Origin of the sequence: Achromobacter pestifer (assembly GCF_902859625.1) — a bacterium.
Taxonomy (GTDB): domain Bacteria; phylum Pseudomonadota; class Gammaproteobacteria; order Burkholderiales; family Burkholderiaceae_B; genus Achromobacter; species Achromobacter pestifer.
Genome location: NZ_CADIJX010000002.1, coordinates 391,489 through 406,738, shown reverse-complemented (window position 1 = coordinate 406,738; position 15,250 = coordinate 391,489). Strand labels below are relative to the sequence as shown.

Here is a 15,250-nt window from a genome sequence, read left to right as displayed (position 1 = left end):
GGAGCGACATCATGCTGCAACAAGAAACCATCGTTCACCACGAGCATGTGACCGTGATGCCTGAATCTCGCACGAGTGACCTGCGCCCGGGAATGCTTGACGATATCGCCCTGATGCTGGGTCGGCAGTTTTCGGTGTACAACGCCGCGTGCCAGTCGGCCCTGGCGGAAAAGCTGGGTATCCCCCTGGCGGATCTGAAAGCGCTGGAACTGGTGATGGAATTTGATGCCTTGCCCACCGGGCAACTCGCCCAACTGATGGGCATCAGTTCCGGCGGCGCGACCGCGTTGATCAACCGGCTGGAGGCGGCAGGATATGTGCAACGCGGCCGCCACCCGCTGGATCGCCGGATGATCGTGATCCGGCCGGTCGAAGAGCAGTGCCAGCATCTGTCGCAGGAGCGGCAGTGGATTGCCGAAGCGGTCATGTTGATGGCACGCCGCTACGACACAACCGAGCTGGAAACGGTTCATGCCTTCCTGGCGCAATGCGTCCGCACCTTGAGGCACGACACGTTGGTTTGGCTGGAAACCCGCAGCGCGCACCACGACGATCACTGACCCCGATCCGCGCGCAGCAGGTATGCGCCCGACGCGCCCTGATCCCACAAGATCAGGGCGCGTTTTTCATGGGCCATGCGCTTGTTGGCAGGACTTGGCGCCAGCGATCAGTCTGAGTCGGCAGCGCCGAATTGCAGCCGAGGCACCGCAGCCAGCAAACGGCGCGTCAGATCCTGTTGAGGTGCATGCAACACCGCATCAGCCTGCCCGAGCTCAACGATGCGACCGCCATCCATGACGGCGATGCGATCCGCCAGATATTCGACCACGCCGAAGTTGTGCGTGATGAACAGATAGGCCATGCCGAGTTCATCCTGAAGTTCGCGCAGCAGATCCAGGATCTGTGCTTGAACGGAGACGTCCAGCGCCGACGTGGGTTCGTCGCAGATCAGCACCTTGGGCTCTACCGCCAACGCCCGGGCAATGGCGATGCGCTGGCGCTGGCCGCCAGAGAATTCGTGCGGGTAGCGCGTCAGCGTGTTGATCGGCAAGCCCACGCGCTCGATCAATTGCGCGGCGTGCGCGGCGCGCGCTTCCTTGCTCATGCCGCGACGCAGGGATGCCAGCCCTTCGTCCAGGATCTCACCCACGCGCATGCGGGGATCAAGCGAGGCGTAGGGATCCTGGAACACGATCTGGATGTCTTGGCGAAGTTCACGCAGCGTGCGCCGGTCGGCCGACAGCACATCCTTGCCCAGCAGCATGGCCCGGCCGGAAATCCGCGCCCCATCGATCAGGCGCAACAACGCCTTGCCGGTGGTCGTCTTGCCGCAACCGGACTCGCCCAGCAGCGCCAGCGTTTCTCCGGCCCGCAGCGAAAAGGTCACGCCGTCAACCGCCTTGACCCACGACACGATGCGGCGCAACGGTCCCTTGCGCACGGGGTAATGCACTTTAAGGTCTTGCACGTCCAGGACGAGATCGCCTGCTTTGCGCTCGGGGCGGGCGCCCCGTGAGCCGCCGTCCCGCTGCGCGATGGCCTGGCGGCGTTGGTCCGTCAACGGCACGCCCCGTTTTTCAAACGTGGGAATCGCTTCAAACAGCTGCCGCGCATAGGGGTGCTTGGGCGCATGGAAGAATTCTTCGGCGCTGGCGCTTTCGACGATTTCGCCGCCGCGCATCAGCGCCACGTGATGGGCCACATTCTTCACGACCGCCAGATCATGCGTGATGAGCAGCACCGCCATGCCCATTTCCCGCTGTATGTCGGCCAGCAGGTCCAGCACCTGCGCCTGCACCGTGACGTCGAGCGCCGTGGTGGGTTCGTCCGCGATCAGCAGCAAGGGTTCGGCCGCCAGCGCGATGGCGATCATGACGCGCTGCTTCTGTCCGCCCGAGAATTGGAATGGATAGTCGTCGACTCGCCGCTCGGGTTCCGGGATGCCCACCCGGCGCAGCCAGTCGATGGCGCGGGCGCGCGCCGCGGCACCGCGCAGCGGCGTATGCGCCGTCAGCGTTTCGATGATCTGGTCACCCACGCGCATGACCGGGTTCAGGCTGGTGGACGGCTCCTGGAAGATGATGCCGATGCGGCCGCCGCGGACGCCGCGCATCGCGCTTTCGGGCAGGCGGTTGAGGTCTTCGCCATCCAGGTCGATCTGCCCGCCGACGATGCGGCCAGCGTCGGGCAACAGACGCAACAACGCCAGCGCCGTCATGCTCTTGCCACACCCGGATTCGCCGACCAGCGCAAAGGTCTGCCGCTGGGAAATAGCCAGTTGCAAGCGCTTGACCGCATGGGTCATGCCACTTTCACCTGCGATGTCGACGTCCAGGCCGTGCACGTCCAGCAGAATCGTGCCGTTGCTCATGGGGCGTCTCCCGATTTTGAGGGCCGTGGTTCGGCCGCAAGCGCGGGCGCGGGCCGGCGGCCGAACCAGCCACCCAAGCGGGCCATGCGGCCGGGCTTGTAGCGGCGGGTGCGCGGATCGAATGCGTCGCGCACGGCATCCGCGAACAGGTTGGCCGCCAGCACCAGCGCCAGCATGAACAGGAAAGCGGTCATCAAGCTCCACCAGATCATGGGATCCCGGGACATTTCCAAACGGGCGCCATCGATCATGGAACCAAAGGAATTCATGCTGGGATCCACGCCAATCCCCAGATAGGACAGCACGGCCTCGTAGAGCACCAGGCCCGAGAACTCCAGCACGACGGTAATCAGCACCAGATGCGCGACGTTGGGCAACAGGTGGCGCGTCATGATGCGCCAGTGCGACACGCCGAATGCGCGCGCCGCCTGCACGTATTCCAGCTCGCGCAGCTTCAAGGTTTCCGCACGCAACAACCGGCACAGTCCCGCCCAGCCGGTCAGGCCCAGGATCATGCACAGCAGGAACAGCCGCAGGTCCGCCCGTGCAACCGAGGTATCGAACAGGTCGGCGTGGTTGTCGATATAGACCTGCATCATCAGCGCGCACGCGGCCACCAACAGCACGCCGGGAATCGAGGTGATCGTGGTGTACAGGTACTGGATGGCGTCGTCGACCTTGCCCTTGAAGTAGCCGGCGGCGATGCCGAAGATGATGGCAGGCGGCAGCATGGCGATGGTCGTCAGGCTGCCGATGACCAGCGCCGTCCGGATGCTCTTGAGCGCCTGCCACAGCACGTCGTTGCCAATACGATCGGTGCCCAGCGCGTGATAGCCGCTGGACAGGCCTGCCAGCGCGCCGACCGTCAGGCAGAGCACGGCAAAAGTGATCGTCATGGCTCGCCATGGCACATCGGATCGTCCGCCCAGCATGGCCTCGGCCGCTTCCGCGGACGAGCGCGCGCGGCGTGCCAGGCAGGCAAAGAGCAAGGCCGCAGACAGCAGCGCAACGCCCAATCCGCCGGCCAGACCGAGCCCCAGGCGCTTGAGGACGTCGCCCCGGTACTCCTTGTCGGGATCGGTCAGGTGCGTGGCGGCGCCGCGCAGGCGCGGAAAATCGCGCACCGGCTTGTCGTCGACCAGCATGGTTTCCTTCAGGAACAGCTTGACCGCCAAGGGCTCGGAGTAGTTTCTTTCAGGCTGCGTCAACACCGTGCCGGCCAGCAGGCCATCCAGTGCCGACTTGACCACGGGGGCATAGACAGGCGCGGCGTCAGCCGCAGCACCCGGCACGGGGGGCAACTGAGGCCGGTAATGCACGGAATCCAGCAACCCGACCACGGTGAAGGCGACCAGGACAATGGCCGAACACATGGCGGGAGTGTCGCGTGCCACGCGGCCCCACGTCGCACGCAAGTTGGGGCTGCGGCGAACGTGCCAGACGTAGGCCAACGCGCCCAGCACCATGAGCCACAGTGCGACATCAGTCCATAGGAAGACGATCTTGGGCATGGCGGCTACTCGAATCGAACGCGGGGATCAGCCAGCGTGTAGGAAATATCGGCCAGGATCAATCCCACGATGTAGAGCGCGGCCCCCAGGAACACCATGGCACGCACGACGGAGAAGTCCTGCGCGTTGATGGCGTCGATGGTGTAGCTGCCCAGACCAGGGATGCCGAAGAAGGATTCGGCGATCAGGCTGCCCATGAATAGCAGTGGCAAGGCGGCAACCGTGCTGGTCAGGATGGGCAGCATGGCGTTGCGCAGGACATGGCGGAAGAGCACCACGCGCTCGGCCAGCCCCTTGGCGCGTGCGGTGCGCACATAGTCCTTGCCGATTTCCTCAAGGAAGAGCGTGCGGTAGAACCGCGCCTCTGGGCCCAGTCGCGACACGATCGCGATGAATACCGGCAAGGCCAGGAACTTGACCACGTCCAGCCCTCCCGAAAACCCTGAAAACGGCACCAGACGCAGCAGCTTGGCGAAGACCCACTGGCCCGCGATGATGTAGAACAGACTGGAAATCGATAGCAGCAACACGCACACCACCACGCCCCAGAAGTCCAGGCGGGTGGCCCTGAAATACACCAGCGTCAGCGAAAAGACGATGCTGACGAAGAGCCCAAGAAAGAACGTGGGCACGGCCAGCGCCAAGCTGGGCCCCATGCGGGTCTGGATCTCGCGACCGATGTCGCGGCCGCTGTCCGAGGCGCCGAACTCCATCGCCAACAAGGGCACCGACCGCTGATAGAACACGGTATCGGTCAATTGCCCCGTGCCTTGCGCCTTGGCGTTGAAGAACAAGGGTTTGTCGTAACCGCGTTCAACCTTCCATTTTTCAACCGCATCCTGGCTGGCGCGCTGCCCGCCGATGGCCAGCCGCGCCATGTCGTCGGGCGTATTGACCGCGAAGAACAGGATGAACGTGAAGAGATTCACGCCGATCAGAATCAGCACGCCATACAGCAGCCGGCGGATCACGTAGCCGATCATGATTGATGCTCCTTACGGCCGGCCGGGCCAAAGGCCGTCTGGCGTTCACGCCGCTTCAACGCGACATACGACGGCCAGATCGCCAGGACAAGCAGCAACACGAACAAGCCGATCGGCCACCACCGGGGGAAATTCCATTCGTCGATCTTCTGCTGCCGCAGCACGGGGTCGATCTTCAGGTATTGAAGCGTGTTGCGAACCATCTGCGTGGGCTTGGCGTTGCCGACCCATTGCTGATAGGCGCCGCCCGACATCGGAAAGTAGCCGAACATCCAGGGCGCGTCGCGCTGCACGATGGCCACCATTCTGGCGATCAGTTTTTCCTTCTCCGGGCCGTCATCCAGGAACTTCATCTGTTCAAACAGCTTGTCGAATTCGGGACTGTCGTAGTTGGCTGCGTTTTCACCGCCGCCATTGGCCTTGGCGTTGGGGCCATAAAGCAGGAACAGGAAGTTCTCGGCATCGGGATAGTCGGCGTTCCAGCCCCACAGGAATATCTGCGCCGCGCCACGCTTCATCTTGTCCTGGAAGCGGTTGTAGTCGGTGGACCGGATATCCAGCTGGACGCCTATCTTGGCCATCTGGCGACGCATCCAGTCAAAGCGCGGGTTCGAGCCTCCGCCCTGCATGGCGTCGTAATACAGCACCAGTGGCGCACCGGTCTTGGCATTGCGGCCGTCGGGATAGCCGGCTTCCGCCAGCAGGCGTTTGGCGACATCGACGGATTTGCGCACGGGCTTGCCGTCCACCAGGTCGTACACGACCGGATTCACGCCTTCCGGCTTGCTGGGTTCCTGGTAGCCCAACACGCCGGGCGGAACCGGCCCCTGTGCCACGGAAGCCTGATCGTTCTCGAACACCGTGACGAATTCTTCCCAGTCAAACACGATGCTGATGGCCTGGCGCAGCTTTCGGTTCTTTTCCGCCTGTTCAGGCGTATCGCCCTTGCCCACGACCGGATCCAGCCAATTGAAACCCATGTACCAGTTGGCGGTCTCCACCGTGGTGGGCAAGCGGATGCCGTGTTCGCGGTACTGCTTGGCTTTGTCTTCGCTATCGCCCGCCGCCACCAACATGGCGACGCCGTATTCACCGCGTTCGATCTGCGGCACGTCGTAATAGCCCTGCATGAACTTGCCAATGAGCGGAATGGCTTCCTTTTCCAGGCTGAATACCGCGCGATCAATAAAAGGCGTGGGCTTGCCGCAATCGTCCAGCATGCCGGCTGCCTTGTCGCCGGGCGCCCCTTCGCAGGGATAGGCTTCGCCATGGAAATTGGGATTGCGAACCAGCACGTGGCGACGGTTCTGCAACGATTCCGCCATCATGTAGGGACCGGTTCCGACAGGCCAGGTGTTCAGCGACAGGTCGTGCGAGGCCATGCCCGGCTGGCTGTAGAAACGGTCGGCCTCCCAGGGGATGGGCGCCGTGAACGTCATGGCCAGCCAGTATTTGAACTGGGGATACTTGCCCTTGACCCGGATGCGCAACGTGTGGGGGTCCAGCGCCTGGATACCCGTGAAGCCATCAGCGTCGCGCAGGTCCAGCCACGACGAAGCGCCGCCGCCCGGCAGGTCGCGCCGCAGGGCCTGATCGCGCTTGCGCAGGCGGTCGCCGTATTCCTGCATGCCCATGACGTGGTCGGCCATCACGGAATAGATGGGAGACACCACCCGCGGGCTGGCCAGGCGGCGGAATGCGTAGACGTAATCGTCCGCGGTCAGCTCGCGCGTGCCGGTGCGCGGAAAGTCGGGTATGTAGTATTTGCCATCGAGCTCGCCGTCGGCCAATGGGTAGTAGTCGTAGCTGCCGTCCGTCTTGCGGGCAAAAGCCGGATGCGGCTGGAAGCGCACGCCCGGACGCAGCTTGATGTCGTAGATGCTTTCGGCGATCTGCTCGCCCGGCGCGTCGGCTGGCAGCGGGTTGCCCTGCGCATCCAGATACTGCGGGAGATCAATGGACTGGGCGGCGCGCGGCACCAGCTCGTAGGGCCGCTTCAGATAGTGATAGCCGTACAACGTCTCATAGATGTTGTAGGTATAAGCCGTTTCGTCGACGGAATAAGAGCTTGCCGGGTCCAGATATTTCGGCGAACGCTGGACGAATGCGGTGTAGATCGTGTTCTGGCTTTCAGCGCCGGACGGATACGGGCTGTTGATGGGGCTTTCTTGCGAGCAACCCGTCAACGCCAGCGACAGCAGCATGGCCGTCGCCCAGAGCCGCTTCAGTACACGCATGGAACCCTTCCCTTCAAATCGTTGCGACAGAGGATAGCAAACGCGGGACGGAGCCAGTACCCAGGCATCCCCCTAGCGGTACGGGCGGGCTCAGCCGCACTGGCGTTGACGCCAGCAGTCGTAGCGCCATTTCCAGGGCTGGATGGCGCCCTGCTGCACCCACAGGCCACGGCCCGCGTCCTTGGCCTGGCGTTGCAGGTCGGGCATGGCCTTGTCGCGCAAATAGTCGCCTTTCCTGGCGGTATAGGCCCAGGCGTAGCCGGACTCCACCTGTAGGCGGTTGGCCGAACGGCCATCTTCCAGGATCAAGGCGCACACATCCCGGCCGTACTGGTCTTGCTCGTAGCACTGGGCGGTCAGCGTCTTGCCGGCCACCAGACTGGCCAGATTCTTGCGCGAGGCCTCGGCATAGGGTTGGCCGGGCTGGTCGGCGCCATGGCCTTCTTCCGGCGCGTCGATACTGTCCATGCGGATGCGCCGCTGGCCATCCGGGGCGCGCAGCGTGACCGTGTCGCCGTCGGCGACGTTGACGATGGCGCCCGTCAACGTGTAGCTGCCCCGGGGCACGCCACCCGCCAGAGGGGGACCGGGGCGGGTCTGGGCCTGGGATTGGGGCTGGCCAGAAGCCGTGGAGGCGCCAGTGGTGGGCGGACGCGGTTCGTCACGCCCAGACGGTTGCAGCCAATTGACGATGGCGCCCGCCGCCGCAAGAATCAGGGCGACGATCAGGGCGGTCAGCTTATTACCGCCGCGAAAGGAAGATTTGCCACGCACCGGCCGGGCTCCAGGTTGGAAACGCAGGAAGTTTGCCACACCCGGCCCGGTTGTAGCCGCCGAACGCGCGGAAAGATCGCGCGCCAGCGATCCGGCAGGCCGAGCCGTGCCTGAGCCGTACCTTATAGCCAGCCGGACTTGCGGAAACGCCAGTACAGGACGGAACAGATCGACACGATAACGCCCAGGGTGATGGGATAGCCCCAAGGCGACTTCAGTTCCGGCATGAATTCAAAATTCATGCCATAGATGCCGGCGATTGCCGTGGGCACCGCCAGAATGGCGGCCCAGGACGCCAGCTTGCGGGTGGTGTCGTTCTGCGCAGCCTGGCCGATCATCAGGCTGGCTTCAAACGCGAAAGCCAACGACTCGCGCAGGGCGTTGAACAGTTCGTCCACGCGCAGCACGCGATCCGCGACTTCGCCGAAATAGGGGCGCGCATGCTCATCCACGGCCGACATCTCGACTCGCGCCAGACGGCGGCAGATCTCGGCCATCGGCGACACAACAGTATGGATGCGCAACAAGTCGCGGCGCTGGCGGTACAGCCGGCGGATGTCGGAATCCTTGGCGCCGCGGATCAGTAGCTTCTGCTCGGCGCCTTCCACCACGCTTTCGATTTTTCCTGCCGCGGCGACGTAGCGGTCCACCAGCCAGTCCAGCACCTCGGACGCAACGTAGTCACTGCCGCGCTTGAGCAGGTCTGGTGACGCTTCCAGGCGTTCCCGCAAGGGGCTGTGCGCGGCCGTGGCGCCACGCCGCACCGTGACCAGGAAACCATCGCCGATCAAGAGCTGGGTCTCGCCGAAGATCGGGCGTTCGGCCTCGACCTCTACCGTGATGGTCACGATGAGAACCATATTGCCGTAGTCGATGATCTTCGGCCGCCGGTGCGGCTCCAGCATTTCTTCCTGGTTCTTGTCGCAAGCGCCAAGTTCCCCGACGACTCGTGACAGCAATTCCGGCGTGGGATTGCGCAGGCCGATCCAGAGCATGCCGGGCGGCTGGCCCTGCGTTTGGCCGTTGTACCGGCTGATGTGCTGCCCCACCTCGTCGATGGGAACCTCGCGGTCGCGCCGTCCGTTTACGTAAGCAATTGACGCGACAACCTCGCCCTTGTGGGCGTCGACGAAACTTTCTTCAGCGGACATGGACTACCTCTGGCAATGCGATCCCTACCGAACAGCTTATGGGTATCGGCCGATGATAGCCCAGCCTAGGAGAACAGACTGCGGACCCGTTTGGTGACGTCGATGCTGGGGGCTTGCGGCTGCTTGGGCTGCCCGCCCCCGGGCAGGTCGGGCAACGCGGGCGGCTTGGGCAGGTGGTCAAACAGCGGCAGCATCGCATTTGTGATGTAGCGCGTGCGCGAACCATAGACGTGACGGTCACCCATGCCCGTTTGTTGATGCACGTAGAAGCGTTGCGGCACGATCAGCTGCAAGCGCTCTTTGGCGCGGGTCATGGCCACGTACAACAGGCGGCGCTCTTCTTCGATCTCTTCAGCGGTGCCGGTGCTCATGTCGGACGGGATGCAGCCGTCGACCACATTCAGCACATACACAGCCTTCCATTCCTGACCTTTGGCGGAATGGATGGTGGACAGGATCATGTAGTCCTCATCACGCGAAGGCACGCCGGACTCGTCGCTGGTGGCATCGGGGGGATCCAACGTCAATTCGGTCAGGAAACGTTCGCGCGACGGATAGCCCGCCGCCAGCCGCACCAATTGGTCCAGGTCGGTCTTGCGCACGCGCGCATCGTCGTACAGGCGTTCCAGTTGGCCGGCGTACCAGCGAAGCGCCAGATCCACGTCGGCGGGCCAGCGCAGGCCGGGATCACAGAGCGCCGCATAGGTGTCGGCGAACGCGCCCCACTCTTCCTGGGCCGCCGCCCCCGGCTTGAATTCGCGCAATGCGCGCAAGGGTTCAGCGGACGCGGCCATGGCGTCCATCAATTTTCCAGCGGTGACGGGACCAATGCCGGGCATCAACTGCGACACGCGAAAGCCCGCCATGCGGCCGCGCGGGTTTTCCGCCCAGCGCAACAGAGACAGCAGATCCTTCACGTGCGCCGCTTCCAGGAAGCGCAGGCCGCCGAACTTCACGAAGGGAATGTTGCGGCGGGTCAGTTCCAGTTCCAGCGCGGCGCTGTGGCTGGCCGTGCGGAACAGCGCGGCCTGTGATTTCAGCGTGGCGCCGCCTTCGCGCTGGGCCAGCACCTGATCGGCGACCCAGCGCGCCTGCCCGGCTTCATCGCTGACCGACACCAGCTCCGGCAGTTGCGACGAGGCGCGATCGGTCCAGAGGTCTTTGGCGAACCGTTCCGTCGCCAGTCCGATCACCGCGTTGGACGCATTCAGGATGGGCTGGGTGGAGCGGTAATTGCGGTCCAGCGTGATGACCCGGGCCGGCTGGGGAAACTGGTTGGGAAAATCCAGGATGTTGCGCACGGTCGCGGCGCGGAAGGAATAGATGGACTGGGCGTCGTCGCCCACCACGGTCAGGCCGCGCCCGTCCGGCTTCATGGCCAGCAGGATGGCCGACTGCAAGCGGTTGGTGTCCTGATATTCGTCAACCAGCACATGGTCAAACCGCGCGCCCACGTCGGCGGCAATGCCCGGATCAGCCATCATTTCGGCCCAATACAACAGCAGGTCGTCGTAATCCAGCACCTGCTGGTCCTGCTTGGCGGCGACGTAGCCACGGAACAGGTTTTTCAGTTCGTCTTCCCATTGGGCGCACCAGGGGAAGGTGGTCTTCAGCACGTCGGCCACCGGCGTCTGGCTGTTGACCACGCGCGAATAAATCGCCAGGCACGTCCCTTTCAGCGGAAAGCGCGACTTGGTGGATGACAGGCCTTGTTCGTGCCGGACCATGCCCATCAGGTCTTCGGCGTCACCGCGATCGTGGATGGTGAAGGCTTCGGACAGACCGATCCGCAATGCGCAATCGCGCAGCAGCCGTGCCCCGATGGCGTGGAAGGTGCCCGCCCAAGGCAATGACGGCGCTTGCTGCGAGCCGCGCAAGTTCATGACCCGCTGCAATACCGACCCCACGCGGCGGTCCATTTCCTGGGCCGCGCGGCGCGAAAAGGTCAGCAACAGCATACGCTGCGGATCAGCGCCATTCAGGATCAGATGGGCCACCCGGTGGGCCAGCGTATTGGTCTTGCCCGACCCCGCCCCGGCGATGACCAGCAAGGGGCCGCCGTCACCCGATGCGCCGCCGACGCCGAACTCGGCGGCTTCGCGCTGGGCGGGATTCAGGTCGGCCAAAGGGTCGGGGCGGTTGTTCGCGGAAGAGGAATTCTGGTCGGACATGACGCTTGAGATGTGCCGCTTAAGGGGGCCGCTTGAAGCGGGCAATGCGGGCTGGACGGGATACGCCCCCTGAACGTTTCCTGCTGAACAGCGGGGCGAATAACTGGCTATATATCCAGCTATCATAGCAGCGTGGCCGCCCTTGGCCGCGCCTTGCACAAACCACGCTTTTTCCCATGCGCATCCTGACCGGCACCGCCTCCTGGACCGATCCCACGCTGCTGGCCTGCGGGCGCTTCTATCCGCCCCAGGCTCGAAGCGCGGAAGAGCGCCTGCGTTTTTACGCATCGCGCTACCGCATGGCCGAGGTCGATTCCAGCTATTACGCCCTGCCCTCGGCGGAAAACGCCTATCTTTGGACACAGCGCACGCCGGATGATTTTGTCTTCAACATCAAGGCCTTCCGCTTGTTCACGGGCCATCAGACGCCTCTTGCCTCGCTGCCTGCTGATATCCGACGCGAGCTGGACGATTGGCCGGAACCCGTCATTTATCACGACCAGATGCCCGAAGACCTGCGCGACGAACTCTGGCGCCGGTACCAACTGGCGTTGGAGCCCTTGCGCATGGCCGGCAAGCTGGGTGCCGTGCATTTCCAGTTTCCGCCCTGGATCCGTGCCGATGCGCGCGGCCGGGCGCGCGTGCTCGATTGCGCGCGGCGCATGGAAGAACATCTGATCTCGGTGGAATTTCGGCATCAGAGCTGGTTCCAGGCGCCAGCGGCCACGGCGGACACGCTTGCGTTCGAGCGCGATCTGGGCGTGGTGCATACCGTGGTCGATGCGCCGCATGGCTTTGACAACACGGTGCCTGCCGTCTGGGAAACCACGCACCCCGACCTGGCGCTACTACGGCTGCATGGCCGCAACGCGGCGGCCTGGAACGTGTCCGGCACGGCTTCGTCGGGGCGTTTTCAATACGAGTACACGGAACAGGAACTGGCCGAACTGGCCGAACGCTTCTCGCGCCTGGCAACGCAAAGCGCCCAGGCGCACGCCGTGTTCAATACCAATTTCGAGGACCAGGGCACGCGCAACGCTGCTGCCTTCGCGCAGGCGCTGCTGCACTACTAGGGCCGTCCGATCACGCCGCCGCAGGTTTGCGCGCGACTTCCGCCAGGCTTTCCAGCAGCACCTCGAACTTGCGCGCGATGTCGTGCTCGGGCACACAGGCGTAGCCCAGCAGCAGGCCGGGCCGCCGTCCTTCCGCATTCACGTAATACCGCGACAAGGCGCGCGTCAGCACGCCCTTGCTGCGCGCCACGTCCACCACGCGCAGGTCGTCCATGTCTGGCGGCAGGGTCAGCACCAGGTGCAGGCCGGCCATGCTGGCATCGCGGTGCAGCCATTCCGGGCCCAGGCGGCGTTCGATCAGGTTGACCAGCATGGCGCGGCGCCGGCCATACAACATGCGCATCCGGCGGATATGGGCCGCGTAATGACCTTCGGAAATGAAGGTCGCCAGCGCCGCGTGGGTCATCAGATGCCCCTCGCGATACAGCTCGGCATGCGCGGCCTGGAAGGCGGCGGTCAGGGGCTTGGGCAGCACCAGGTATCCGACGCGCAGCCCCGGATACAGGGTCTTGCTGAAGGTGCCCATGTAGATGACGGGCGCGTCAGGTTCCAGGCCCAGCAACGACGCGATGGGCCGGCCCGAGAAGCGGAATTCACTGTCGTAATCATCCTCGATGATCCAGCTGCCGCTTTGCCTGGCCACCGCCAGCAGTTGACGCCGCCGGGTCAGCGACATGACGGGACCCAAGGGGTATTGGTGGGAAGGCGTGACGAAAATGAAGCGCGGTGGCGTGCCACCGGCCTCGGGCAGCCGCATGCCCTCTTCGTCCACCGGCAGATGCACGGTATGCAGGCCATTGGCTTGCAGGATGGTGCGCGCGCCCCAGTAGCCGGGGTCTTCGACCCAGGCCGTTTCACCGGCTTCGCCCAGGATGCGAGTCGTCAGGTCGATGGCCTGGTGGGACCCTTCAGTGATGATGATCTGTTCAGGGTCGCAGTCGATCGAGCGCGTCAGCGCCAAATGCTGAGCCAGCGCTTCGCGCAGCGCCGGCAAGCCGCCCCCGTAGGCGTAGGTCAGCAGGTCGGGCGAGGGATTGCGCCACAGGTTGCTTACGATGCGGCCGAATTTCTTATGCGGGAATTCGGTCAGGTCGGGTACCCCGGGCATGAAGGCGCCCCACTGATACGGCGAAGCCGATACCCCGTCGACGATGGCTGCGCCGCGCGGCGACAGCGCCGGCCGCGGCTGAGACTGCGGCGGCTGGCGCAGGCGGCGGCCGCTGGCCAGGTAGGAATCCGGGACCGACGCATTGACGAAGGTGCCGTTGCCCTGGCGGCTGCGCGTATAGCCTTCGGCCAGCAACTGGCTGTAGACGTGAACCACGGTATTGCGGGCAATGCCAAGTTCGGCGGCCAGATCGCGCGACGCCGGCAAACGCGAGTCGGCGGCAATGGCGCCATCCAGGATCGATTCGCGGATGCCGCGGTACAGCCGCTTGTTCATGGGCTCGTTGGATCCGTCCGCCAAGCGCAGCAGCAGCAAGTCACCTACAATGGACCGCAATTGGTTCTACCTGTTTTATCAAAGTGGTTCCCACAAATGGGGCCATCGTAGCATTAAATAAGGTTTTTCCCGCCCACCACGTACCTCGAGGCTGAGATGAAGAATCAGGACCTGAATACCCGCCGTTCCCTGGCCACCCCGCGTGGCGTCGGCGTCATGTGCGACTTCTACGCCGTGCGCGCCGAAAACGCGACGCTGTGGGATACCAACGGCAAGGAATACATCGATTTCGCGGGCGGCATCGCCGTCCTGAACACCGGCCATCTGCACCCCAAGGTGAAGGCCGCCGTCGCCGCCCAGCTGGACAACTTCACGCACACGGCCTATCAGATCGTGCCGTATGAAAGCTATATCTCGCTGGCAGAGCGCATCAACCGCCTGGCGCCCATCGACGGCCTGAAGAAGACCGCCTTCTTCACCACCGGCGTCGAAGCCGTTGAAAACGCCATCAAGATCGCACGCTCGGCCACCGGCCGTTCGGGCGTCATCGCCTTCTCGGGTTCGTTCCATGGCCGCACCATGCTGGGCATGGCGCTGACCGGCAAGGTTGCCCCCTACAAGCTGTCGTTCGGTCCCATGCCGGGCGACATCTACCACGTGCCGTTCCCCAACAGCACGCAGTCCATCACCGTGGCGGATTCGCTCAAGGCGCTGGATCTGCTGTTCAAGTGCGACATCGACCCGAAGCGCGTTGCCGCCATCATCATCGAACCGGTGCAAGGCGAAGGCGGCTTCAACATCACCCCGCCTGAACTGATGACCGCGCTGCGCAAGCTCTGCGACGAACACGGCATTCTCTTGATCGCCGACGAAGTGCAGACGGGCTTTGGCCGTACCGGCAAGCTCTACGCGATGGAACACCACTCGGTGCAGGCGGACATCATCACGATGGCCAAGAGCCTGGGCGGCGGTTTCCCGATTTCGGGCGTGGTCGGCCGCGCCGACGTGATGGACGGCCCGGCCGCAGGCGGCCTGGGTGGCACCTACGCCGGCAACCCGCTGGCGGTTGCCGCGGCGCATGCCGTGCTGGACGTCATCGCCGAAGAAAAGCTGTGCGAACGCGCCGTCGTGCTGGGCGACAAGCTGCGCGCCCACCTGGAAGGCCTGCGCGCCAAGGTGCCGGGCATCGCCGACGTGCGTGGCCTGGGTTCGATGGTGGCACTGGAACTCAACGATGCCCAGGGCAAGCCGGACGCCGACGCCGTCAAGCGCGTGCAAGCCCGCGCGCTGGAACAAGGCCTGCTCTTGCTGAGCTGCGGCGTGTACGGCAACGTGCTGCGCTTCCTGTATCCGCTGACGATCCCCGACGCGCAATTCGACCGCGCGTTGGCTATTCTGTCCGAAGCGCTGGCCGCTTGATGTTCAGGGCCTGACCCCCGAGCTTCGGCTGGGCAGGCATGGCAATTGCGGGCGTGCTGCGGTTTTCCGCCACGCCCGCAGCCGTTTCCTGGCCCCGCTGCATTTCATTCAAGGAG

General features: G+C 64.3%; 11 protein-coding genes. 3 read left to right on the top strand and 8 right to left on the bottom strand.

The features are described 5' to 3' along the window. Positions 1-11 precede the first annotated feature (11 nt). The gene (locus tag HV753_RS08665) at positions 12-560 is read left to right on the top strand and encodes a MarR family winged helix-turn-helix transcriptional regulator (RefSeq protein WP_088589045.1); all 549 of its coding nucleotides are present in this window, start codon (positions 12-14) and stop codon (positions 558-560) included. A 107-nt stretch (positions 561-667) separates the two neighbouring features. On the opposite strand, the gene HV753_RS08660 is transcribed toward HV753_RS08665, so the two are convergent. From HV753_RS08660 to HV753_RS08630, 7 genes are all read right to left on the bottom strand, one after another. Continuing rightward, positions 668-2,371: an ABC transporter ATP-binding protein gene (locus tag HV753_RS08660; protein ID WP_175174044.1), complete on the bottom strand. Its 1,704-nt coding sequence runs from the start codon at positions 2,369-2,371 to the stop codon at positions 668-670. Beyond that, complete coding sequence (locus HV753_RS08655; RefSeq protein WP_175174043.1) at positions 2,368-3,882, bottom strand: ABC transporter permease; 1,515 nt, start codon at positions 3,880-3,882, stop codon at positions 2,368-2,370. Before HV753_RS08655 ends, HV753_RS08660 begins: the two co-directional genes overlap by 4 nt. Before the next feature lie 5 nt (positions 3,883-3,887). After that, entirely contained in the window at positions 3,888-4,865 is a 978-nt protein-coding gene (locus HV753_RS08650; RefSeq protein WP_175174042.1) for an ABC transporter permease, read from the bottom strand. Beyond that, positions 4,862-7,102 carry an ABC transporter substrate-binding protein gene (locus tag HV753_RS08645; RefSeq protein ID WP_175174041.1) on the bottom strand — a complete coding sequence of 747 codons (2,241 nt, stop codon included), beginning with the start codon at positions 7,100-7,102 and terminating at the stop codon, positions 4,862-4,864. The genes HV753_RS08650 and HV753_RS08645 overlap by 4 nt, the downstream gene beginning before the upstream one ends. 90 nt (positions 7,103-7,192) lie before the next feature. Then, the gene (locus HV753_RS08640) at positions 7,193-7,876 is read right to left on the bottom strand and encodes a thermonuclease family protein (protein WP_175174040.1); all 684 of its coding nucleotides are present in this window, start codon (positions 7,874-7,876) and stop codon (positions 7,193-7,195) included. A 122-nt stretch (positions 7,877-7,998) separates the two neighbouring features. Beyond that, on the bottom strand, positions 7,999-9,027 hold the full coding sequence (locus HV753_RS08635; protein ID WP_175174039.1) for a magnesium and cobalt transport protein CorA: 1,029 nt from the start codon (positions 9,025-9,027) through the stop codon (positions 7,999-8,001). Between the two features lie 65 nt (positions 9,028-9,092). After that, the gene (locus HV753_RS08630; protein WP_175174038.1) at positions 9,093-11,198 is read right to left on the bottom strand and encodes an ATP-dependent helicase; all 2,106 of its coding nucleotides are present in this window, start codon (positions 11,196-11,198) and stop codon (positions 9,093-9,095) included. A gap of 176 nt (positions 11,199-11,374) precedes the next feature. On the opposite strand from HV753_RS08630, the gene HV753_RS08625 reads away from it, so the two are divergent. Next, a complete protein-coding gene (locus tag HV753_RS08625) occupies positions 11,375-12,271 on the top strand; it encodes a DUF72 domain-containing protein (protein ID WP_175174037.1) in 897 nt (298 codons plus the stop codon). A 10-nt stretch (positions 12,272-12,281) separates the two neighbouring features. Here the strand turns inward: HV753_RS08625 and pdxR are convergent, their stop codons facing one another. Then, positions 12,282-13,775 carry a MocR-like pyridoxine biosynthesis transcription factor PdxR gene (gene pdxR / locus HV753_RS08620; protein ID WP_425485882.1) on the bottom strand — a complete coding sequence of 498 codons (1,494 nt, stop codon included), beginning with the start codon at positions 13,773-13,775 and terminating at the stop codon, positions 12,282-12,284. A 96-nt stretch (positions 13,776-13,871) separates the two neighbouring features. Between pdxR and HV753_RS08615 the strand changes: the two genes are divergently transcribed. After that, complete coding sequence (locus HV753_RS08615) at positions 13,872-15,134, top strand: 4-aminobutyrate--2-oxoglutarate transaminase (RefSeq protein ID WP_175174036.1); 1,263 nt, start codon at positions 13,872-13,874, stop codon at positions 15,132-15,134. The last annotated feature ends 116 nt before the right edge of the window (positions 15,135-15,250 follow it).